21 protein-coding genes and 1 tRNA gene are annotated in these 21,611 nt (G+C 54.9%); 15 read left to right on the top strand and 7 right to left on the bottom strand.

Annotated elements, in window-relative coordinates:
* Positions 1–29: 29 nt before the first annotated feature.
* From BM029_RS02335 to BM029_RS02315, 5 genes are all read right to left on the bottom strand, one after another.
* Positions 30–1,004, bottom strand: a complete 975-nt coding sequence (locus BM029_RS02335) for a PDR/VanB family oxidoreductase (RefSeq protein WP_170850955.1) — start codon at positions 1,002–1,004, stop codon at positions 30–32.
* A 514-nt stretch (positions 1,005–1,518) separates the two neighbouring features.
* Positions 1,519–2,697: a Rieske 2Fe-2S domain-containing protein gene (locus BM029_RS02330; RefSeq protein WP_244544867.1), complete on the bottom strand. Its 1,179-nt coding sequence runs from the start codon at positions 2,695–2,697 to the stop codon at positions 1,519–1,521.
* Between the two features lie 2 nt (positions 2,698–2,699).
* Complete coding sequence (locus BM029_RS02325) at positions 2,700–3,548, bottom strand: fumarylacetoacetate hydrolase family protein (protein WP_092432273.1); 849 nt, start codon at positions 3,546–3,548, stop codon at positions 2,700–2,702.
* 492 nt (positions 3,549–4,040) lie between these two features.
* Positions 4,041–4,730, bottom strand: a complete 690-nt coding sequence (locus tag BM029_RS02320) for a Crp/Fnr family transcriptional regulator (protein ID WP_092432271.1) — start codon at positions 4,728–4,730, stop codon at positions 4,041–4,043.
* A 479-nt stretch (positions 4,731–5,209) separates the two neighbouring features.
* Positions 5,210–6,274 (bottom strand): porin, encoded by a 1,065-nt coding sequence (locus tag BM029_RS02315; RefSeq protein ID WP_092432269.1) that lies wholly within the window; start codon positions 6,272–6,274, stop codon positions 5,210–5,212.
* A gap of 327 nt (positions 6,275–6,601) precedes the next feature.
* On the opposite strand from BM029_RS02315, the gene BM029_RS02310 reads away from it, so the two are divergent.
* The 15 genes from BM029_RS02310 to BM029_RS02235 all read left to right on the top strand — a co-directional run bounded on the left by BM029_RS02310 (position 6,602) and on the right by BM029_RS02235 (position 20,352).
* Positions 6,602–7,354 (top strand): SDR family NAD(P)-dependent oxidoreductase, encoded by a 753-nt coding sequence (locus tag BM029_RS02310; RefSeq protein WP_092432267.1) that lies wholly within the window; start codon positions 6,602–6,604, stop codon positions 7,352–7,354.
* A 722-nt stretch (positions 7,355–8,076) separates the two neighbouring features.
* A complete protein-coding gene (locus BM029_RS26540; protein WP_092432265.1) occupies positions 8,077–8,292 on the top strand; it encodes a tyrosine-type recombinase/integrase in 216 nt (71 codons plus the stop codon).
* A 573-nt stretch (positions 8,293–8,865) separates the two neighbouring features.
* The gene (locus BM029_RS02300; protein ID WP_092432262.1) at positions 8,866–9,063 is read left to right on the top strand and encodes a hypothetical protein; all 198 of its coding nucleotides are present in this window, start codon (positions 8,866–8,868) and stop codon (positions 9,061–9,063) included.
* Between the two features lie 1,696 nt (positions 9,064–10,759).
* Positions 10,760–11,362: a DUF1326 domain-containing protein gene (locus BM029_RS02290; protein ID WP_092432258.1), complete on the top strand. Its 603-nt coding sequence runs from the start codon at positions 10,760–10,762 to the stop codon at positions 11,360–11,362.
* Entirely contained in the window at positions 11,359–12,174 is an 816-nt protein-coding gene (locus BM029_RS02285) for a DUF2182 domain-containing protein (protein ID WP_092432256.1), read from the top strand. Before BM029_RS02290 ends, BM029_RS02285 begins: the two co-directional genes overlap by 4 nt.
* The gene (locus BM029_RS02280) at positions 12,167–13,042 is read left to right on the top strand and encodes a DMT family transporter (protein ID WP_092432254.1); all 876 of its coding nucleotides are present in this window, start codon (positions 12,167–12,169) and stop codon (positions 13,040–13,042) included. The genes BM029_RS02285 and BM029_RS02280 overlap by 8 nt, the downstream gene beginning before the upstream one ends.
* Positions 13,043–13,470: 428 nt before the next feature.
* The gene (locus BM029_RS02275) at positions 13,471–13,989 is read left to right on the top strand and encodes a lipocalin-like domain-containing protein (RefSeq protein WP_092432252.1); all 519 of its coding nucleotides are present in this window, start codon (positions 13,471–13,473) and stop codon (positions 13,987–13,989) included.
* 175 nt (positions 13,990–14,164) lie between these two features.
* On the top strand, positions 14,165–14,728 hold the full coding sequence (locus tag BM029_RS02270) for a dienelactone hydrolase family protein (RefSeq protein WP_092432249.1): 564 nt from the start codon (positions 14,165–14,167) through the stop codon (positions 14,726–14,728).
* A gap of 617 nt (positions 14,729–15,345) precedes the next feature.
* Positions 15,346–15,714 carry a cupin domain-containing protein gene (locus BM029_RS02265; protein ID WP_092432246.1) on the top strand — a complete coding sequence of 123 codons (369 nt, stop codon included), beginning with the start codon at positions 15,346–15,348 and terminating at the stop codon, positions 15,712–15,714.
* A 307-nt stretch (positions 15,715–16,021) separates the two neighbouring features.
* Positions 16,022–16,207, top strand: coding sequence for a hypothetical protein (locus BM029_RS02260; protein ID WP_092432244.1), 186 nt, complete (start codon positions 16,022–16,024; stop codon positions 16,205–16,207).
* A gap of 29 nt (positions 16,208–16,236) precedes the next feature.
* Positions 16,237–16,530, top strand: a complete 294-nt coding sequence (locus BM029_RS02255; RefSeq protein ID WP_092432242.1) for a GYD domain-containing protein — start codon at positions 16,237–16,239, stop codon at positions 16,528–16,530.
* Positions 16,531–17,156: 626 nt separating this feature from the next.
* A complete protein-coding gene (locus tag BM029_RS02250) occupies positions 17,157–18,506 on the top strand; it encodes a tyrosine-type recombinase/integrase (RefSeq protein WP_211482427.1) in 1,350 nt (449 codons plus the stop codon).
* Positions 18,507–18,524: 18 nt separating this feature from the next.
* Positions 18,525–19,193, top strand: coding sequence for a hypothetical protein (locus tag BM029_RS02245; RefSeq protein WP_092432238.1), 669 nt, complete (start codon positions 18,525–18,527; stop codon positions 19,191–19,193).
* 115 nt (positions 19,194–19,308) lie between these two features.
* Positions 19,309–19,530: a helix-turn-helix domain-containing protein gene (locus BM029_RS02240; protein ID WP_092432592.1), complete on the top strand. Its 222-nt coding sequence runs from the start codon at positions 19,309–19,311 to the stop codon at positions 19,528–19,530.
* 117 nt (positions 19,531–19,647) lie between these two features.
* Complete coding sequence (locus tag BM029_RS02235; RefSeq protein ID WP_092432236.1) at positions 19,648–20,352, top strand: hypothetical protein; 705 nt, start codon at positions 19,648–19,650, stop codon at positions 20,350–20,352.
* Positions 20,353–20,871: 519 nt separating this feature from the next.
* On the opposite strand, the gene BM029_RS02230 is transcribed toward BM029_RS02235, so the two are convergent.
* A tRNA-Lys gene (locus tag BM029_RS02230) sits at positions 20,872–20,947 on the bottom strand.
* 114 nt (positions 20,948–21,061) lie between these two features.
* Positions 21,062–21,535: a transposase gene (locus tag BM029_RS02225; RefSeq protein ID WP_092432234.1), complete on the bottom strand. Its 474-nt coding sequence runs from the start codon at positions 21,533–21,535 to the stop codon at positions 21,062–21,064.
* Between the last annotated feature and the right edge of the window lie 76 nt (positions 21,536–21,611).

The following is a 21,611-nucleotide window of genomic DNA, read 5'->3' as shown; positions in this document are numbered from 1 at the left end:
GGTTTAGTGACTCGACTAGCATCGCGCTCTCACAAATCGAGGATCAATTCCGCAGTTTTTGCCCGCGAACAACAAATCATCATCGTCGCTCCGCATTCGCGCTCACTATCGCTAAGTACCAGATCTTGGTGATCAGGAAGTCCGCCAAGCACGTTTGTTTCACAAGCCCGACAGATACCGGCCATGCATGAGTAAGACACCTCTACGCCGGCATTCAGCACCGCATCCAGAATCGTGGTTGTCGGTCCAACCTTCACTGTCTTGTTGGATTTTGATAAGACGACAATGAACTCTTCTGCGCTACCCTCTCCCGCCGGTGCTGATGCTGACACTGGCGCAGCAAAATATTCCCGATGCACCGTGTCGGGATTACGCCCTTCGCAAGCTGCTTCGAAAGCGCGCAACATCGGGATTGGTCCGCAGCAATACAGGTCTGCATCACGCGGACTGGAATCGACAATTCGCTGAAGGTTGAGCATTCTGTCTCTCTGTCCACCGTCGAAATTGAGATGGATCGTGCCACCGGCCTCAGAGGCGAGTGACGACAGCTGCTCTACGTACGCCGCACGCTCCGGAGCTTGCGCGGAATAGTAAATCGTCCAGGGGGCGCCGATCTGCGACAGGCGCTGCGCCATGCTCCATAACGGCGTGATGCCAATGCCGCCGGCAATGAAAATGGTATGCGACGCAGATTCCTTCAGGGGGAAGCTGTTGCGCGGCTCTGAAATGGTGAGGACGTTACCAACCCGCAGCACCTCATGCAGATATTTCGATCCGCCCCGGCTATTGGCATCACGGCTCACTGAAATGACGTAGCGATGCTTCTCACCTTGTGCATTGACCAACGAGTAGCTGCGTATCATGTTGCCGGGAAGATGCAGGTCAATGTGGGATCCGGCAATCGCCACGGGCCACTCTGCACCATCGATTGGTCTCAGGTCAATGCCGAGAATATCCTCTGCCAGAAACTCAATCGCATGTACCCTTGCTTTAATTGTTCGCATCGTTATCTCCAAATTTTATTTTTTGTCCAATCACGTTGGGCATCGGCCTGATATGGTTATCGTACTTCACGCAAATCATCGGGAATCGATACCGGCTACGTGGATTAATCTGATTCAGGAGGTTTAGTTTGATAACGCAGAGCGATATCAACCGCTCCTCACCTCGTACGTATAATTGTCGCGCCATGACCGGTGCACGGCGAGCGCCGACATGCATCCTTTGTCGCGATGATGTCAATTCACACCAGCAGAATTTCCGCGGAATGCCTCTCTGGCGCAGATCGTATTGGGAGACGGAGGGAAGGAGGAAGGGTGAGGCGGGCAAGATTGCGCGTGACGCGTTGAGCAACGCCCATCAGCGGCGTGGGAGAAATTACAGACCGGCAATACAAAATGAACAGCGGCGCAGCAATCGTGCGCCACAGTCCCGTCATAGCCACACGCTCATGGCGAACGTGCAGACCAGGCCTCGGCAACAAGCCGAGGCCTCATCCCCTTACTTCGGGAAGCAGTTTTACTTAACCATGTCGCCTTTGACGAACAGCTGGGACGAACGCTCCAGCCGTCGCCATGCTTTCGTCGGCATGCCAGCACGCATGGCATCAAGCTCGCGCCAGAGGATCCGGCGCAACGTTGCGATGCCCAAATCCGATGAGCCGAGCTTCTCGTTCACGCGATCTGCAATTGCACCCTGACCGACCAAAACAACATAGTCCTGTGCCGCGGTCAAACGAATCAACGGATCAACCGGATATTCGCCCGCGAACAATTCGTCATGGTAGTCGGCGGCGTTGTAGTCGCCGACATCCTTGAAGTAGGCCGAGATGCGCTCGTCCGACTCAGGGGTAGAAAGAGGCACCGCGTAGAGCGAGGTTCGCATCACATGTGTATCGTCGATCGGCACCATCCAGTTGGAGACTTCGATCCAAGGATCTCCCGGGCTAATCCCCGGCATCGTCACGTGGTTCTCGGAAGGGAAAGTCCAGTCGCTCACCCGTACTTGCGCGCTTGCACGGCGGGTTGCCGTTTGGCATATGCCGGCCTCGGTTTCCTGATACGCCAGGTCTGGAACCTCTGTGGTAATGGCGTTGCCGAATTCACCGACCCGACCCATCACATGCGCGAAGCTCACATGGGCAGCATCGAGTGAATTCTCGACATTTTGCAGCCAGCTGCAAGGCCATATCTGCTTGCGCTGAAACAACATGACATCCTCGCGCTCGAACGCTGAATTACGCGGGAGATCGAATTCGGGCGGCTCACCTTCGCCCAGGTACGCGAATACTAGTCCGCTGTACTCATGAACAGGATAAGCGGCAATCCGGATGTTCGTTTCGCGGCAATTTTTTTCCGCTGGGCGCTCAACACATTTTCCTTCACCGTCGAATTTCCAGCCGTGATACATGCAGCGGATTTCTTCACCCTCGATCCAGCCCGTATGCAGCATGGTCAAGCGGTGAGCGCAACGCCCGGCAACCAGATGGGCATTCCCGCTCTCGCTGCGGTAAAGCGTCAGATCTTCGCTCAGCAGGCGTACTTTTTTGGCTTTCCCTGGCGCAACATCTGCAGAAATCGCGATAGGATGCCAGAACCGCCGCAAGAGTTCTCCCATCGGCGTACCTACCGACGTTTCCGACAGCTGCATCATTTTTTCAGCCAATTGGCCGTGCATTTTGATTGGTACTGTACTCATGATTAAGCCACCTTTACACGTAAAATATCAAGCCCACTTACTTCGACCGACAAGTCGTCACCACTAATCAGAAAGCGATTACGGGCGATGCCGACACCAGCTGGTGTGCCGGTGGCAATAATGTCGCCCGGCAGCAATACCATGTACGAAGATAGGGTCGCGATGATTTCTTCTGTCGAAAAAATCATTTCCTTCATGCTGCAATCCTGAACCACCTCGCCGTTCAGTCGCGTCGTGATGTTCAGGCTTCGCTTACGCACCGCATCCACGACTTGCGCCCCGCACGTGATTGCAGGCCCCAGCGCCGAGGCTTCATCCAAGCCCTTTGCGGCGGTCCAGTCTGGCCACCAGCCCTGCCCGGCAGGAACCCGCGTGAGATCTCGGGCGGAACCGTCGTTGAGCGCGCAAACGCCGACAACATAATCCAGTGCATCCGCCACCGATACCGATTTGCAACGCTTACCGATCACCACCCCGATTTCGCCTTCGTAATCGAAGCGAGATGTCAACTTCCGATCCGGATTCAACACACCCTCGTGGCCAACAAAATTTGTCGGCGCCTTGTAAAACGCCAAAGGTCTCTCCGGCGGCTTTGCGCTCGCTTCAGCGCCATGGGCGTGGTAGTTGACAGCAACCGCAAAAATTCTGGCATGCGGATCAACGGGCGGCAGCATGACTACATCTGACAGCGCGATTTTTCTTGCATCGGGATTCGCAGGTACGGCCGCTTCCAGGGCCTGATTCAGCTCGTCTCGCTCGCAAACCACCTTGATAAAATCGCCCTCGATTTGGCCGATCAGAATTTGATCGCCTACTTGGTATCGACCAAGCCTAAAACTCTCTTCTTGCATTTCGAGCCTTTTTTACTTTGATTGGGACGCTTTCATTGTGAGTGTTCCAAATCTACAAGGCGAGCACGTGATCCGACACTTTGTACGGTTTGTTGCATTCGACAAAGGGAACGGAGAACGCAAATGGTGGTTTGCGGCTGGCGGCCTTCCCTGCCCCTCAATGGCAAGTAGAGTCAAGAGACAATGAAGGTTGAAGTTGCCGCCAGAAAATGGTGCGGCCGGCGATTTTCACCAACGCTTCGCGGATGAAAGCGAGGCGTTCGAATCGTGAGCGCAGCCGCCTGAAGGGCGACTGTCACGTTGAGAGAGGCAATCTGGTAAGGGCACGAGATGAGATGAAACGAGAGAGAGACGACATCTCTCTGTCATGGCTACCGCTTGCCGGCAGGAATCATCCGCTGCGCGGTGCGCTGGTGTTATTGGTTTAACCTTGGCTGGTGTGATATCAGGGATACGGCAAGAGCGACATTCAGCGTTCGTGGCATACAAACATTATTCGAGTTGCTCTGCCATCTGTTCAAGCTTACCGATGTCACTGATTACAATTCGTCCATATAGAACTTGAACCGCACCCTCCGATTCCATCTCCCGTAAAACTCTATTGACAACCTGGCGGCGCGTGCCAAGCATCGTTGCAATTTCCTCTTGGGACAGGTTGATCGAAGATACGCGACCGCAACGAGCGCTTCTCGTATAAATGGAGTTGAGAAGGGTTGCCACCCTTGCACGGGTCGAGAGGACTGCAGCCCCTTCATATCTATTCAGCGCACCGCGATGCCGATTAACCATGGCGCTCATTAAAGAGTACGCAAAAGTCCCGTCATGGCTAAGCATGTCACGCAGCAGGTCGCCAGGGATTCGAACCAGTACGGTTTTCTCCCTGCATTCCGCCGTATAGATATGGGGCGACCGGGTAATCACTGGCCCAATACCGTGGAACTCCCCGGCGAGATGGATTCCAGCTGTAAAGTTGCGCCCGGATGGCATTTTCCTTACCAGATGCATCGAGCCTGTCGCAAGCAAATATAGGTAGGTCGGTGCGTCGCCCGTCTGATGAATAACGGTGTTTTCTTCAACCGTAATGGCGTCGGCAGCCTGGACGAGCCTCAAGATAGCTGCGTCTGGCCAATTGGCAAAGAGCTCAGATTGCGAAATCGTCAGCCGGACGAGTGTATTTTCCATATCAGCAGAACCAGTTAGGGCCCGTAATTACGATTTCCCCGGTGAATCGGACACCCTACCGAGCCGAGCGAGCATCATGTAGCGACCAGCAGGCTGCCATTTAGAAGCATGACAAAACTGCTATGCCAGACTTACTTTAGGCCGCGCTCGATGAGAGTATGTCATCACAGTGTAGCATAGCGATGATTTCATTTTGGCACCTACCGGGAACCGCAATCTGCGATGCATGGTGGCTGACAGCGGATGAGGCGCCAACCGCTAGCACAATCTAGCCAGAAATATATCCCAGCCGGTGAATTGCTTGAAACGCGGGAAGTGTCGGAATGCCGGGGCGAGCGCCAGCGGCGAAATCGGTTGCATCAGGAAGCGTCGAAACTTGCCAATCAGCAACCGCACTCGGGCCCGATTTCTCTGGCCCGGTTTTCATCTGCTTTCACAGTACAAAACGGCGCTGCAATTGTCTTGCAGCGCCAACGTGATTAGAAACGATGGCGTATCCCGAGCGTCAGACCTGCCTGACTGTCGCCAGGATTGACAGTCCCGTCCAGAGCCATTGCAGCCTTTGCCTGATTTCGCATTATCCCCAGCTCTGAATAAATATCGGTTCGCTTGGAAAGCGCATAGCTGCCAAGGAGCGTGTACATGCCAGTTCTGTTTGAAGCGCCGGCAGGATCGTAGGAATATGCTGCTGCGAGCAATGTCACTGCGGCAGTGGGGTTGTATGACATTGCAACCCAATAGAGATTCGTCCTCGTGGAGGTTGGCGCCGTGTGCATGTTTCGTCGCTGGAATGCAGCGTATAATTTTACTGGTTTAAAGTCGGCGGTTATGCCCACTGCCATTCGCTCAACCGAATTCTTCTGGGTGGCTACCGAAGTGCCATTCTGGCGATCGTACAGCACGCCAGCCAACACATTTCCAAACTGATAGTTGATGTTTGTAGACGCTTCCTTTCCCACCTGGAATGCGCCCGGGACTTCGCCGCCATTGACGATAGTGCTGTCGAAGCCAAAGCTATATTGGGTACTGAGAGTCAAACCTCCAAATTTCCCGCCGTATCTGATCGCATTGTCTGCGCGGCTAGCGAAGGCGGCATCCAGCGCAAGCGCCGAATAGCGTGCGGGAATCATGGGGTCGTAGATCGCGCCAAAATCGAATATCGGCGTCGTCTCTCGTCCCAGTTGTACCTCGCCAAATTTTCCTGCCAGGCCAACATAAGCCTGGCGCCCAAAAAGGCGTCCGCCATTGGCCAGAGCACCAGTGTCGGCCGAAAAGCCGTTCTCAAGTCCGAAGACTGCCGCCAATCCATCCCCTAAGTCTTCCCGACCGCGAAATCCGATACGCGAAGCCGCTGCGTTTCCCGAGTCCACCTTGGCCAGGCTTCCGGTCGCGGTGCCCGCGGTGCTTACTCGCGCCTTATTTACATATTCGACACCGACGTCGACAATCCCGTAAATTTGAACGTTTGTTTGCGCGTGCAGGGCGGTGGATGCCATCACTGAGCCCAACAGTATTGTTGCTTTTGTTGCGTGAAGCGCCTTCATTTTGTCTCCTGTCTAAGTTGTAATTATTTTGTTTTATTTTTTATCGCAATATTGCATTTCTAATTGCCACCTTCGTTTTCTCTCGCATGAAGATGATGATTCTCACGAGCGTTTTTTTTCACCGAATTATCAGGCAAGGACTTATGGCATCAAACAATTTCGGTCGGCGAATGAATAGTATCCGTCGCAACAACCGTGGTTAAAAAAATCGGCGGCACACTGTCTCTTTTGTTGCAGTTCGAGACGCCGTCAGCACATTTCCCCATGCTAGACTGGCCGCTCCAGCCTGAGCAGTTGGTGCCAGGAGGAGAATTCGAAAGGTAGAAAATGGAGCAGACGATTAATAGCGGCGCGGTGGTGGTGACCGGCGCGGCGCAAGGAATAGGCTACGCAATTGCGGAGCGTTTCGCGGCTTTGGGCCGGCGCGTAGTGATTGCCGATTTGCGTGGTTCCGAGGCCGCGGCGAAGAAGCTCGGCCACGGTGCGCTGGGCTTCGACGCAGACGTGAGCAACGCCGCGCAGGTCGATGCATTGATGGCGTTCGCGGCTGAACACACAGGCGGAGTATCGGTGCTGGTCAACAACGCTGGCATCTACACCTCGCTCGCCAAAACAGCGTTCGACGAAATCGACGTAGACGAATGGAAGCAAGTGTTCAGCGTTAACGTTGAGGGCGTATGGTACTGCTGCCGCGCCGCGGCACGCTACATGAAGCCGGCCGGACAAGGCAACATCATCAATATCGCGTCCGCGGCTGCGTCCAAGGGCACTGCAGGTCTCTTGCATTACGTTGCCAGCAAGGCCGCGGTGGTTGCGATGACACGCACGCTGGCGCGCGAACTCGGACCGTACGGCGTACGCGTAAACACGGTGTCGCCGGGCTTTACTCAGAGCGACGGCATCCTGGCTGGCGGCGCGGCGCGTGGCCAACAAAGCGAAGACATCAAGCGTCAGCGCGTCGTGCAGCGCGACATTGCACCTGACGACATCGCTGGCGCAGTGCTGTTCCTGGCTGGACCCGATGCAGGCATGTTCGCCGGTCAGAACCTGATCGTCGATGGTGGCCTCACCATGAACTGAACGTAAGCGAAAATAGTGTTCGAGACTTTCGCTGTGCCGCCACCGGTCGCGCGACGCATGATATGCGGCGATATTTCTGAAGGCACCATGCCTTATCGAATGACGACCGATGGTGACGCAACCACGGCTTAAGTTTCAACCGGTTCGCCTGCGAGAATTTCCTGTCGTGAACTCCTTGCCTGGGTTGCGCTCCTCGGCCTCGCGCCCTTCGCGGTATTCGTCGACACCTGCCCAAGTCGTTCGATAAACCTCATCGCCGGCGCTCGGGGTCCTCAGGCTGCGGCTCACAGGCGGCAATTTTTGCGTTGCCTCGATAGGAAAACCCAACGTTCAAAGTGCCTTGCTGTCCCACGCTCATTATCGTTGAGGAGGAACACGCGAACGGCACTGTCACTTGGTCATTTCCAGCACTGGGATGCTTTCGCTAGCCTTGACGATCGACATCGTGTAACTGGAACGCCCGCTTGGTCAAAGCAATTTCGAGAACGTCGATATCCATGACGGGCCTCCACACGTAAATTGGACGAAACGCTAGTTTGATCCCATTGATGGTGTCGGGTCCATCTCAGTAAATCAACATGCGTCGATTTGCGCGCAAATTGACCCGCGTGAATACCATTATTTCGAGGAAAACAATGAGGCTTGAGGGAGTCGTTTTGTATATTCACATCGTATAACCCGACGCTGTTGAATGTCGATTTAGCACGGACGAGTTGCAGAACATGGCGAACCATCCAAGGGCTGAGAAGTTCGTAATACATGCACTACGGCGCTCCACAGCTTCGCGCTTAGCAGATGCCAGAGCGGACGCGTTTCGTATTCAGAAGATGATGGGGCATAAGAACATCGCCACCACAATGAAGTATGTACTTGTGTCCGCAGCAGGATTGCATGGACTTGGCGGTGTGCAGGAAACAGCGAGTTTGGTCACACCATGAGTCCAGCCTGGGATGATTTTTGGACACACCTGGCGTTACGGCAGCACAAAGCAAAAAGGGCTTCCTCGCGGAAACCCTTATGCCTACTAATGTTCTGTTGGTGGGGCGTGTGTGATTCGAACACACGACCTACGGATTAAGAATTGGGCTTACCTTCCCGGCCCGCATTTGCACCAAGGGTACAGTCAAATTGCCCGGTAACGGGCAAAAGGATGCTGACTTGTGCTGACCAGAAGCACTAGGAACGCCATAGGGTCGCGCAAACTGATGGGCCGTGGATATCGCCTGGCGCTGCGCCACGGTCGTTTTAGGCGGCCTACCGAACGCCTTACCGTCTTACTTAGCGCGGGCGATGCAGGTCCGTGTGCGCTCGAGCAACAAGCCGTGTTTCGATTCCGTGGCTACTTTGTAACGCCGTTTGTGACGAGCACGGATAGCGTGACGCTATTGCGACTAATGTCAGGGCAAGCTATTCACTTGACGGGGAAATATCCAGGCGTAAAAAGCGCCGAAGTGGTTTGACGTTGCCAAATCACAAAGGCTGGCTAGAATGGAGCGAGGGAGGGTGATGCCATGCCGACAGAGATCGACTGGAAGAAAGCGCCGAAGGGCGCTAGGTGGTGGGCGATGGATGCCGACCGGGATGCACACTGGTACATGACGCCGAACTTCAATGCTAGAACTAATTTCTGGATGGTAGACGAACTGCCAGCACCGTCATTTGGCTATGCGGGCGACTGGAAGAAGAGCCTAGTCGAGCGACCGGCGTAAAAAAGCCCACCGGGGAGGATGGGCTGATATGGATTAATTCAGCCTTTCAACATCCGTATCGCTTGTATCCGTTGATTATTCGATACCGGCCGCCGAGCGGGCCGGTCTGGCACGAAGCGTCAGGCGGCACCTATTGAATGTTGCCTCAGCGCAATTTTCGTCATCTAACAGAGAGCTGTATGCCGCTTAACTAATCGGTTTAGCAGACCGCGTGTGGCAGGCTCCCTGTGCCCAGCAAGTTCTGCCACCTCTTACCGGACATTCGCTTGTGGGCAAGCATCGTCCCCTCTCCCCCGTAATACGTCCAGCCGCTCGGTCTTGCCACACGATGTTTCCGTTTCGTGCACTGACTATTCATCTGCGCAATCACCGCCTGCATCAGTTTGCCGGGTGACGCCAACGAGCATGCTGGACCCTGATGTTTTTCCCTATGGCATCTAACCCATCTTATAACGGCTATAAGATGCCATGGGGCCTGTCGGCATTGCCCGACTTCGCGCATCCTTCCTCGCAGAAAAGCGGTATTGAAACGACCTTAGTACGCGTATGAAATAGTGACTGACGCAAACGGCTGAGAGTGGCAGTTGTGTGCACTACCCATGAAAAAAGGATATCAAACGTGCACTTGTAATCCTTACAGGATTTATTAGTCTTAACGTGCGTCCATTGACAGAGGGTTCAACGAAAGTTGATTTTATTTTATGGAACTTGGGTGGGTACTTGTTCTGCTGATTCCGTTCTCAATCATCGCAGTCTGGATCGCCGATGAAGTGTATCAAGAGTATGTTCGCCATCATTACTATTGAGCATGCGAGGTGATTTCAGGTGTTCTCAAAGACCTCGCCTGACATGACTGGACGGATGGAAATATTGCCACGATCACCAGTGGATCGCGGTGGGGTACATCAATGCAAAATTCAACGTGGCGGGTGCCGTTGTCCGGTTCGGCGATGCTTTACTGTGATTGACATCAAGAACCTCGGTCCGCGTCCGAACACGCTGCCTCCAGTCCCGGCGCAACCCATTTCCGGGACCATCGCCGGCATCAGGTTACCGAGCGGTGACAACGACCGTGATGGCCCTGAATTTTTCCCGAATAGTACGTGTCCTCACTTGGGAATTCCCAAGTGAGCCGTCATACCTGTGTCGGTTGGGTATACGCCAGCATGGCCGTGCGCTCGTTGACCTGGTCTGGCGGATGTGCGCTGGCCGGCATCGTGGGCTACAGACCATTTTACCTTCCGCCTTGGCGCAGGATGCGGTCGAGAGCAGGTCGAGCCCCAAATCCATGTCACCACCAACATCAGCTTGCAGGCAGGCGCCAACGAGCGTACTTGATCCCGAATTTCCCCGACGGGAACCACCCATGCTGGAACGCTTGCTGAGGCAAGACGCATGGCTCGACCGTGGAACGACCGCCTTCACGAAAGGCTAGTGCCATTTTTGGGTAGAATCAATGCTGACCTGTAGTGAGCGCCGGGATTCGGCCACAAGCCGTCCTTCGATGGTGCTCCCTAATGGGAAATCGAAGCCCTCTCTCGATATCGGCTTAAATGCCCGAACAACCGCGCATGACGATCTGCCGAGCTGTCATCCAACTTGAATTGCCCCACCGCGCAACCTAGAATAATTTATCTCTTGCCGCTGCGCGCTGCGGCGACAAGTCCGTGTTCGTATAGCTGCAAGGGAGGTTCGTATGAGCTATCACCTGGAAGGTCGCCTGCTCGAGGTTTGTAATTGCAACGTCCTGTGCCCCTGCTGGATCGGCGAGGATCCTGATAACGGCACCTGCGACACGATCGTCGCGTGGCGCATAGACAAGGGAACGGTCGACGGCGTCGATGTGGGTGGCAACACCATCGCTGCCGTAGCGCATGTACCAGGTAATATTCTGCTAGGCAACTGGACTGCCGCGATCTACGTGGACGACCAAGCCTCCAAGGCGCAGGAAGAGGCACTGCTGAAGGTCTATACCGGGCAGGCTGGCGGGCCGGTCGCTGAACTCGCCAAGCTGATCGGCGAGGTCGTATCAGTAGAGCGGGCACCGATACGCTTTACCGTGGTCGCGGGCAAGGGTGAACTCGAGATCGGCAAGAACTACTATGCTGAACTCGAACCTTATCTTGGTGCGACCGGCGGCCAGACTACGCTCTCCGACACTGTGTTCTCAACGGTGCCGGGCGCTCCGGTGTTTGTCGGTAAGGCGCCGACCTATCGATCCAAGAACGCTGCCCTCGGCATCGATCTCGATATCAAGAACCACAACGCTTTGCAGAGTACGTTTGTCTTCGACGCATGAAACCTTCGGCAGCTCTGTTGCCGCCCGGCAGTTCGCGCCGCCATCGCGTATTCCTGCCGGTCCTGGCCGCGTTGATTGCGCTCGCGTGGCTGTCGCTATGGGCGTGGGCGCGCAGTCCATACGGCCGCTATCTCGATCACGGTGACTGGACAGCATCAGGGCCGGCGGCATTTCTGTGCCGTGTCGTTCCCGGCGGCACTGTGGTCGTGCCCATGGCGCTTTACGCTGCCGCGTGGATACTCATGACGGCAGCCATGATGCTGCCGACCACCCTGCCGTTGTTTAACACCTTTGACCGGCTGACGGCGCAGCGCTCGGACCATGGGCGCCTGCTCATACTACTCGGCCTGGGCTACATGACGGTGTGGGGCGCATTCGGACTCCTGGCGCACGCACTTCATAGCGCTGTGCTGTCCCTGTTTGCCAGTATCCCCGCATTGGCTTGGCATGGCTGGCTGATCGGCGCGGCAATAATTGCGTTGGCCGGCGCCTTTCAGTTCAGCCGGCTAAAGTATCGATGCCTGGAGAAATGCCGAACGCCCCTGAGTTTCGTTATCCAGCGCTGGCGTGGGCAGGCGCAAGCGCGGCACGCATTTATGCTTGGCGTGCAGCACGGCCTGTTCTGCGTCGGCTGTTGCTGGGCGTTGATGCTGTTGATGTTCGCACTCGGCGCCGGCAGCCTCGGCTGGATGCTGCTGCTTGCGGCTGCAATGGCAATCGAAAAGAACGTTCGCTGGGGGCGGCGTCTCAGCACGCCGCTCGGTGTCGCGCTGCTGTCTGGGGCTGTGGTCCTGGTGGCGACCCATGCATAACGCGCGCAATGGCCGGCCCACCTTGCAGGCAATCGTCCTCACTGCGGTGGCCATGCTCGCTTTCGCGGCAAATTCTCTGTTGTGCCGGCTCGCGCTACAGCAACGAGGCATCGATCCGGCCAGCTTTGCCAGCATCAGGCTGGTTTCAGGAGCGATCACGCTCGCCGTCATCGTGCGCTTCAGGGAGGCACGGCTTTCACCCGGCCATGCCGACTGGCTCGCTGCGACCATGCTGTTTGCTTATGTCGCGTTCTTCTCGTTCGCGTATCTCACTTTGCCCGCAGGTACCGGCGCATTAATACTGTTCGGTGCGGTTCAATTGACGATGTTGATCGTTGGCCTGCGCTCGGGCGAGATGTTCGGACCTATCGCCTGGCTAGGTCTCGCATTGGCTGTCGCGGGGCTGGTCTACCTTGTATCGCCGGGAGTCGCTGCGCCGCCGCCCCTGGGTGCTGCGTTGATGGCCATTGCTGGCGTGGCGTGGGGCGTGTACTCGCTGCGCGGTCGCGGAGTGGCCGACCCGCTCGCCGCCACAGCAGGCAATTTTACGCGGGCAGTGCCGCTCGCCCTGTTGTTGAGCTTGCTTTTCGTCGCCCACGCATACGCGGATGCGGCTGGAGTCGCCCTTGCCATTACCTCTGGCACACTCACGTCCGGCATTGGGTATGTCATCTGGTACGCGGCATTGAGCAAACTTTCCGCCATGCGAGCAGCCACGGTACAGTTGTCGGTACCGCTCATCGCCGCATTTGGCGGCGTGGCGTTCCTTTCGGAGGCGATCACACCGCGCCTGGTCGCTGCGTCCGTGGCGATCCTTGGCGGCATTGCGTTGGTGCTGACCAGCAGATCGCAGAAGCCGCGCCCGTAGCGTCCATCGTGAATCTGGCGCCGTAGTGTTCGGCCCAATCAAATTGCCTCACCCTTGCAACAATTGGCTTTCTCGACATCAGGTAATCGACGCCCACAGATGCTGCGCTGCGTAAGCGCACCACGGCCACCAAGAAACCGTCATGTCCAAGTTCATGCTCCCCACCGCCGCCAGCAGCCGAAGCACCGATGTTATCCGCGCAGGAACGGCCTCCCTGCCAGCATTTGCACCCAGGGTACCGTCAGATTGCCCGGTACCGGGCAAAAGGCTGTGGGCATATACTATCCCGTACCGATATCGGCACAGGGTTGACTATGGCCGCGCACATCGTCGTGAAACGGTGCTGCTCCGACGAGCAAATGCCGGACCGCGCCCATAACGAGGCGCCATCCGGGGAGTCTCGATCAAACCCTCAACGGAGGAACATCATGAACCGTCTCAGCTCACTCACACTAGTTGCTATGGCACTGCTGTTTTTGGGTGTTACCCTGCCATCGAGCGATGCAATCGGCCAACAAAAGACACTGAACGAGCAACTCATCGGAGCCTGGATGTATGTATCGGTCGACACCGTCCGCTCGGATGGCAGCCGGGTGCCGATGTATGGTCCCAATCCGCAGGGTCTTGTGATCTTTGATGGCAATGGTCACTATGCACTGGTGAACTCGCGCTCTGGTCAGCCCAAATTCGCGTCCAACAATCGCATGGACGGTACTCCAGATGAGAATAAGGCCATCGTGCAGGGATCAATCGCTCACTTCGGCAGGTACTCCGTCAACGAGACGGATAAGACCATCACCTTTCGCATAGAAACAAGTACGTTTCCGAACTGGAACGGCGTTGAGCAGAGGCGACCATTCACTATCACAGGGGACGAACTGAAGTGGACGACCCCTGCTGCATCCGGTGGTGGCTCGGGCGAAGTGGTACTGAAACGAGCTAAGTAAGCCGCCACGCCCAAGGTCAAGCCCCCTGCCGCCAACGCCTTCTATGCCCCTCCAATGGACTTGCCTTCCCTAACAGATTTGCACCAAGGGTACCGTCAGATTGCACGGTACCGGGCAAAATACCTGGGTCGATCAGTACCCGTCAGATATCCACTAGCATGGCCGTGCGCTCGATCTGCTCGCCAAGCACCCGAGGATCGATCCAGCGCGGATTGTACTCATGGGTTTCTCGCGGGGAGGTGTAGCGGCACTCTATGCAAGCGTCAAGCGCTTCCAGCGTATGCATGGCCCGGCAGAGCAGGAGTTTGCCGCGTATATCCCATTTTACCCAACCTGCAACACCTTTCGCGACGACGACGAGGTAGTGGACAAGCCCATTCGGCTGTTTCACGGCAGCGCAGATAACTATGCGCCGGTCGGACCTTGTCGCGCCTATATCGGCCGCCTGAAAGCGAAAGGCAAAAATGTCCAGTTGACCGAATATACGGGTGCCAACCATGTATTCGATTGGCAGGCTCTGAAAATGCCCGTGAAACTTGAGAAGGCGCAAACAACGCGGAATTGCCAACTCGCGGAGGCTGAGAATGGGGTGATCATCAATGCGAAAACGAAGCAGCCCTTTACCTACGCTGATTCCTGCGTGGAGTATGGACCAACGATTGCTTATGACGAGAAGGCGTCTACCGAGGCCAGAAAGGCCATTCGAGAGTTTTTAAGCGCCACGCTAAAACCTCAATAATACGTATCAAACCGTAACCAGCAATGCCATCGAAAGGGACGCTGACGGGCCACGATATATGAGTCCAGTGCAAGGATGGTTTTCGGGTATCCATTGAACGTTTTGCCGTCTGCCTTGCCGTGGACAATGGCTGACTGAGTGCGGTCGACAGCAGGTCTTGCTCCATTGCGCGGTCACGGCCCGCATCAGCCGACAGTGCGGTGACAAAGAGCATGGTGGCCCTGAAGTTTTCCCGGACGAAATCTGATCTATTGTTAATCGGGTTAACTATAGCGCCTTCTAGCCTGCAAGGACTTTCCCTCCCTACCTGCATTTGCACAACGGTTACAGTCCGATTGCCTGGTAGCGAGCAAAAGGACGTGGACTTGAGCCGACCAGAGCAGCCCTAGGAACACCATAGAGCCGTGCACGCGATGGACCAAGGATACGCGCATGGTTCTGACAGCACTACCTCTTGCATTTGCCATGCACCCACCTATATTGAAATATCCATTATGAGTTCTGAACTCAAAGCCGATTAGTCGGTACGGGTGCGTCTGGTGTAGTCGTTTTTCACTGCTCAACTATCCTGATTCGCCTATGCCATATCCACCCACCATTTTTTGGAGAATCATGCGATGAGTGCGACGCTAGAGAAAAAAACTTTGGACAAGCCAGACGAAGTTCGTCCATTCAAAGATGGAAAAGGCAAGGTAGCTGTCTTTACCCTCGGAAACCACACAATGGGCCGCGGCGAGTTCGAGCCTGGTTGGCGCTGGAGTCTGCATGTGAAACCGATCGCAGGAACGGACTCTTGCCAGGCCGCTCATACAGGCATCATCCTTGAAGGGCGGATGGTCGTTAAAATGGACGGTGGATCTGAGGTGGAATACGGGCCGGGCGACGTCTTTTATATGCCACCTGGGCATGATGCCTGGGTAGTTGGAGACCAGCGTTGCGTGTTGTTCGATGTGACAGGCGTCGCAAAATACGCTAAACCGCAATAAGACAGCGCATTGCACTGATTCAAGAGTTCTGTAATCGGCTATTTTTATCTTTCCGGCGCGTTGGGCAAAAATAGCCATCCTCAGAATTGGATTTTCGCCACCTGAAGAAGTGCCGCTTGCCCAACCTATTCTCACGGGGGGAGAGGGCATGCCATGGTCAGGGATTTTTCATCTTTCATCTTGTTAAACCTACGACCCTTTATTTGGATGAGGGGGCGCCGGTGGACGACCAAAAAACACGACGCGGGTCGACTATTGCGACTGGCGCTGTGCCAAGCGGTATCGTGTCCCCAATCGGAGGCACCTCATGAATAATAGCAAATACCTTGTCATCGCCAGCACCGCCGCCATCCTTGCCGTCGGCCCGACACTTGGTCAGGACGAAGAACACTCCCATGGAGAGCCGGGTGCCGCGAAACTCGGTACCGTGAAGTTCCCAACTTCATGCACTCCCGCAGCACAGGCCCAGTCTGCGCGCCTCGGCAACGCGTAGTTTCCTCCCAGCCGACTAGGAGACTCATCATGGCAACTTACATCGTTCTCTCGAATTTCACAGACCAGGGAATCCGCACCGTGAAAGACACCACTAAGCGAGCAGCTGCTGTTCGCGAAATGGCAAAGAAGTTTGGCATTGAAATGAAAGATATTTATTGGACGCTGGGGAGTCACGATTTAGTGGTGACCTTCGATGCGCCCGACGAAGCCACTTTCACCGCATTCGGACTGTCCCTCGGTGCGGCAGGTAACGTCCGGACGCAAACACTGCGCGCATTTTCCGCAGACGAGATGAATGGGATTCTTAGCAAGATGCCGTGAAGAGTTCGACGAGACATCCGCCTCTGGAGTCGCCTCCGCCTTGCCAAGTCCTGACGGCTTCGGCTGCCGTCTGCCTGGCTAGGCGAGGATCGTCGTGACGGTGCGTGGCGTGGTCAACAGCGGTGACCAGAGTCCATTTCCGACTCGATCTGTCGCGCCCATTGCCGGGCCAATTTTGGGGTATCAAACGTGCGATATACGGGCTTACGTCCTTTGCGACGGACCTCTGCCTCCAATAAGCGCCACGTTGTTTGATATAGGCCATTCCAGATTCTCCAATTGTTGATAAAACGTTTGGTCTGAATTCTCCTATTCGGGCAGTTTTCCGGCAAAGGCCAGTTTTTGAAACCGACCAGCCTGCCGTACGGACGAAAAAAAAGCACCGCGATTACTCGCAAGTGCTTGATTTCCTTACTCGAATACTGTTGGTGGGGCGTGTGTGATTCGAACACACGACCTACGGATTAAGAGTCCTAGGTCCTTATGTTTTACGACGTAACCCCAAGTTTTACGGAACTTCACCAAGCCTTTACTGTCATAGGTTTTGACTCCTATAAAGATCAATGGGTCTTCACCAAATTTCACCTATTACGTAACCCCGGTGTAACCCCGGAAGGGTGGCATCAATGGACAAGCTCAACTTCACCAAGGCGGCGTTAGACAAATTTCCGCTTCCGGCTCCTGGCATCCGTACCACTTATCACGACACCAAAGCGACCGGCTTGCAGGTTCGCGTCAGCAGCAATGGGGCAAAAACATTCTCCGTGTTCCGACGGATCAAAGGTGGCCAACCTGAGCGCATCACGCTGGGAAGCTATCCCGATATGACCATCGAACAGGCCCGACGACTGGCCGCCAATGTGAATCTGGCCATCGAAAGTGGTGCAAACCCGGCAGAGGTGAAGCGATCCCGCAGGGCTGAAATGACTTTCGGGGAACTGTTCGCGGAATATCTGGAAAGGCATTCAAAGCTGCGTAAACGCACGTGGAAAGAGGATGAAGTCAAATACCACCAGCATCTTGCTAAGCCACTAGGGACAAAGAAACTTTCCACCGTCACGAGACGTGAAGTGGCATCGATTCATAGCAGCATCTCCAGTGCTGGACATGCCACTGCAGCCAACCGAGTACTGGCGCTGATATCTAGTGTCTACGGCTGGGCGATCTCGGCAGGGTTGTGGGAATCCAATCCAGTCAAAGGCATCAAACGGAATGCAGAGCAAAGCCGTGACCGATTCATTCAGGCTGATGAACTACCCCATTTTTTTGCGGCATTGGCAGCCGAACCCAATTCGACTATCCGGGATTACATCCTGCTGTCCCTACTGACGGGTGCACGACGGGCAAATGTGCTGGCGATGTGCTGGCACGATATTTCCTTTGAGAGGGCTGAGTGGCGCATCACCCGAACCAAGAACGACGATCCACAGACCGTTTCCCTAAGTCCTGAAGCGGTCGAGATATTGCGAAGCCGGAAGCCCTCAGAACTGGCTAAATTCGTCTTTCCCGGCGAGGGCAAGGCAGGACATCTGGTAGAGCCAAAAAAGGGCTGGAAGCGGGTTCTTGAACGTGCCAAAGCCATCGGCTTCATCAACGCCCTTGGTAAGGTAGCTGAGTGGGATGCCCATACAATCGAGGAAGTACAAGGGGCAGCGATTGTCTGGCCAAATGAAACCATTGAACAGTACGCTGAGGAGGCGGAGGTGCTGGGGATTGATGCCGCCGATTTCGAGCTGGGAGATCTGCGTATCCATGACCTACGCCGCACCCTTGGGAGCTGGCAAGCAAAGACCGGAGCATCGATGGCGATCATCGGCAAATCACTGAGCCACAAGAGTGTACAAACTACAGCAATCTATGCGCGTCTGGATCAGGACCCTGTGCGTGAATCGGTTGAGAGGGCGACTTCTGCTATGTTCGCAGCGGCAGGACTTGCGCCCAAGGCTGACGTAGTACCGCTGAAGCGGAAGCGCTAACACTGGGGACATAGGGGCATGATGCCTAAACAGCCGACTGCAGAGCAATTGCGAGTATTTAAAGGGCAATCTCTGAGCCTTAATCCGGGATCCCTCTCATTCGAAGCCGACATCCGCACGTTGAAAGCGGACGTAGTTTTTCGCTGGCTGGACGGACAGCCAAGTTTTAAGCAGGCGTTGCAACAACTCCAAACGAAGCCCGGCTTTACCTATGGTCCGCCCAATTCAAATCTCAACAACTGGACACTCTTACAGTTTTGCGGGACGGTTGCAGAATGTTTCGCCGACTACTTTGACGCCGAAACGGGAAAGCTGACGATCAAGGTTTTGCCCAGGAGCGTGAAAAAAAAGGCACTAGAACCAATCAGGACACTAAATAATTTAATTAAACAAGGTGTCGGATTCTTGGATCAGGCCAAGACTGCGCAGCTTCTCAACCTGCTAACCTCGCTAGCTGCGGAATTAGCTAATGATGTTCCTTCCCGCATCCCAAACAGAAAAAGCATCCACCTGCCGAAGAGAATTCTGATTCAGCAACTTGGGACTTATTTTTTTGCTGCTTATGATGAGTTCTGCCCCGGTGTCATTGAGCATTTGGTAGGCATGATTGACCCCAACATTGACGAGCGCTCTGTGCAGCGGGAATTGAAGCATGTAAGGACATTGATAGATGCCCGAAGCGACTGACACAAATTAAGCATAAAACCCGAATTTACTGTCTTAAGTTACGACGTATATTTTCAGGACAATGTGTACTCATACGGCAAGCGAAATGCAGGCCGAGTTATATGAGGTACACAATATGCAATCCACAATTTCAGCCATTCTCAAAAATCAGTCTGATCTACTTAGCCGGGAAGAAGCTGCGGCCTATCTCGGTATCAGCCCACGGTCACTCGCCGTTTGGAAAAGCGTCGGGCGCTATAACTTGCCAGTGATCAAAGTCGGCCGACTGGCGAAGTACCGCAAGTCAGACCTGGACGCATGGCTTGAGTCACGCACTATTGGTGGCAAATCTGAGTAGAGAGGCGGCTATGAATGCAAACAAAAAAGCCGCCTGGCTGCTATCCAGGACGGCTTCTAAACTACTACGCTCTCGTAATTATAATGCCAGTCTTCCTGCGGTGCATGGGGGCGGCGTATGACTGCCAACGCATTCTCCCAAGAGTTTCAATTTGCCCTCGTTGGCGGGAAGTCGGATAACCTTCCGAAGCCTCACTCTATGCCGTGGCCGGAATTTGTGTCCGCGCTTCAGAAGCCTGAGGTCCGCTCCGCCAAGGATGGTCCTGGCTTTATCCCGGCCAATTTCCGAGAGTTGCGCCGAGAAGACAGGTGCATCGAATACCTCACTGCTTTAGTGCTGGACCTCGATGGCAAAACGCAGCCAATCACACGAGAGCAAATCGCTACGCTGCTTGATGGCTACACCTTCGTTGCACATACTACTTTTAGCAGCACACCGGAGAACCTGCGGTGGAGGGTCGTCATTCCCTACACCCGCCCTGCTACTGTGGTGGAGCATCAAAGGGCCTACGAGCACATGCAGCAAGTGTTTGAGGGCGCTATCGACCCTGCCTGCAAGAATCCATCACGGTTTTTCTATGGGCCAGCCTGTCCGCATGGGATGGAGCCGCACTTCCAGTGCTTCAGCAGCGAGGGAGTAACACTCGATCCATCGCAATTCACTACCGCCGGTGAAGTCCAAGCACATCCATCTAGTGGCATTACTATCAGTATGAATGAGTTGCGAGTGACTGAGGACATCAAGCAATTGATCCGGGAAGGCAAACCGAAGGGGCGGCGTAGCGAAGCTACCTGTTGCAGTGTTACCCAACGGGCGACATGAGCTGCGCATGATGGCGTTACCTGTGCGACCTTTCATGGGGGGAACTGCGTCATTCGCAAAAGGCCGAGTTCGACGCAAAAAGGGCTTTTCACAATGTATCCAAGGAGGATATTTTCCTCCGGACTCCGTGCGAGCAAGCAGGAGTCAATAATACGAACTGCTACGCAATCAGGTCAGGTTGAACCGGCAGGGGACAACATGCACCAAGCCTTGCAATTGGATATACGGTCACCTGTAGTACGAGGAAAGGGTTCCAACTAACACCCGCCCCATCTCGCCGGAACAAAAATCAGGTGAAGGGGCATTATGCCGATTCCCATCCGGATGGTTTTTCCCCCTCCCCACCCCTGCTATCAAGATGAAATCGCTATTGTGACAACCGCGCATTGAACGAGTAGCGGGTACACGACAGGAGGACTATGGGCCGCGATTCCGAGTGAGATGTAACCCCGGCGTAACCCGAGATAAAATTTTAGGCGAAAAAAAAGCCTACGTATTCACGTAAGCCTTTGATCCTATTGGTGGGGCGTGTGTGATTCGAACACACGACCTACGGATTAAGAGTCCGCTGCTCTACCAGCTGAGCTAACGCCCCAACAGGGGACGAATTATAGCCGCTGTTTATTTTTTTTGCTAGTTCTTCGTGGGAATTTCTATCAAATTAAATATCAATCGTTGTTTCCGCCCTTCCCCACGCATGAGCCGATGCTCAAGCAGTGACCAAACCGACCCAGTGCAAGGTTGATTCATCCACCGCTGACTGGGTGCGCCTGGCTGGCTTGACAGCCCTGGCGGCTGCGATGGCTGACTTATAGATGGTTTTTTGATTTTTTCTTAGTAACCGTTGCTCGATGCGCCGCGTATACAAATCGCTGTACTCCACAATTCGCTCCAGCGCCCACACCAATTTCGCATCACCGATCCCGCTTTGCGCAAGCTGGCGCCAGAAATCGCATTCGGTCCAGCGCCTGAAACGCATGTAGGCCGTACTGGAACTGCCAAACTGCTGCGGCAAATGACGCCATACGGTTTTATTCACCACTATCCACAATACCGCCTCGATAAACAAACGGTTGTTTTTTGCATTGGCGCCGGGATCACTCTGCTTACCCGTCAGGAGCGGCTCCAGCATTTGCCATTGCTCATCTTGAAGTTTGATTTCTTGCTTCTGCACGTTGTCCATCGTGGCGGCCCCTGAAAAACTCTGTTGCGCTAATCACCTCTCTTGTGAGGCTCAGGCTTAACATTCTAGCGACGGG

The sequence above is a fragment of the Collimonas sp. OK607 genome (assembly GCF_900111995.1).
Lineage (GTDB): Bacteria > Pseudomonadota > Gammaproteobacteria > Burkholderiales > Burkholderiaceae_D > Collimonas.
The sequence above is the reverse complement of the archived record's forward strand: the minus strand, read 5'-3'. Positions and strand labels throughout refer to the sequence as shown.

What these genes read in the sequence shown, in the direction of transcription:
- BM029_RS02335 (WP_170850955.1), bottom strand. Translation starts at nt 1,004, where the DNA reads ATGCGAACAATTAAAGCAAGGGTACATGCGATTGAGTTTCTGGCAGAG.
- BM029_RS02330 (WP_244544867.1), bottom strand. Translation starts at nt 2,697, where the DNA reads ATGAGTACAGTACCAATCAAAATGCACGGCCAATTGGCTGAAAAAATG.
- BM029_RS02325 (WP_092432273.1), bottom strand. Translation starts at nt 3,548, where the DNA reads ATGCAAGAAGAGAGTTTTAGGCTTGGTCGATACCAAGTAGGCGATCAA.
- BM029_RS02320 (WP_092432271.1), bottom strand. Translation starts at nt 4,730, where the DNA reads ATGGAAAATACACTCGTCCGGCTGACGATTTCGCAATCTGAGCTCTTT.
- BM029_RS02315 (WP_092432269.1), bottom strand. Translation starts at nt 6,274, where the DNA reads ATGAAGGCGCTTCACGCAACAAAAGCAACAATACTGTTGGGCTCAGTG.
- BM029_RS02310 (WP_092432267.1), top strand. Translation starts at nt 6,602, where the DNA reads ATGGAGCAGACGATTAATAGCGGCGCGGTGGTGGTGACCGGCGCGGCG.
- BM029_RS26540 (WP_092432265.1), top strand. Translation starts at nt 8,077, where the DNA reads ATGGCGAACCATCCAAGGGCTGAGAAGTTCGTAATACATGCACTACGG.
- BM029_RS02300 (WP_092432262.1), top strand. Translation starts at nt 8,866, where the DNA reads ATGCCGACAGAGATCGACTGGAAGAAAGCGCCGAAGGGCGCTAGGTGG.
- BM029_RS02290 (WP_092432258.1), top strand. Translation starts at nt 10,760, where the DNA reads ATGAGCTATCACCTGGAAGGTCGCCTGCTCGAGGTTTGTAATTGCAAC.
- BM029_RS02285 (WP_092432256.1), top strand. Translation starts at nt 11,359, where the DNA reads ATGAAACCTTCGGCAGCTCTGTTGCCGCCCGGCAGTTCGCGCCGCCAT.
- BM029_RS02280 (WP_092432254.1), top strand. Translation starts at nt 12,167, where the DNA reads ATGCATAACGCGCGCAATGGCCGGCCCACCTTGCAGGCAATCGTCCTC.
- BM029_RS02275 (WP_092432252.1), top strand. Translation starts at nt 13,471, where the DNA reads ATGAACCGTCTCAGCTCACTCACACTAGTTGCTATGGCACTGCTGTTT.
- BM029_RS02265 (WP_092432246.1), top strand. Translation starts at nt 15,346, where the DNA reads ATGAGTGCGACGCTAGAGAAAAAAACTTTGGACAAGCCAGACGAAGTT.
- BM029_RS02260 (WP_092432244.1), top strand. Translation starts at nt 16,022, where the DNA reads ATGAATAATAGCAAATACCTTGTCATCGCCAGCACCGCCGCCATCCTT.
- BM029_RS02255 (WP_092432242.1), top strand. Translation starts at nt 16,237, where the DNA reads ATGGCAACTTACATCGTTCTCTCGAATTTCACAGACCAGGGAATCCGC.
- BM029_RS02250 (WP_211482427.1), top strand. Translation starts at nt 17,157, where the DNA reads ATGGACAAGCTCAACTTCACCAAGGCGGCGTTAGACAAATTTCCGCTT.
- BM029_RS02245 (WP_092432238.1), top strand. Translation starts at nt 18,525, where the DNA reads ATGATGCCTAAACAGCCGACTGCAGAGCAATTGCGAGTATTTAAAGGG.
- BM029_RS02240 (WP_092432592.1), top strand. Translation starts at nt 19,309, where the DNA reads ATGCAATCCACAATTTCAGCCATTCTCAAAAATCAGTCTGATCTACTT.
- BM029_RS02235 (WP_092432236.1), top strand. Translation starts at nt 19,648, where the DNA reads ATGACTGCCAACGCATTCTCCCAAGAGTTTCAATTTGCCCTCGTTGGC.
- BM029_RS02225 (WP_092432234.1), bottom strand. Translation starts at nt 21,535, where the DNA reads ATGGACAACGTGCAGAAGCAAGAAATCAAACTTCAAGATGAGCAATGG.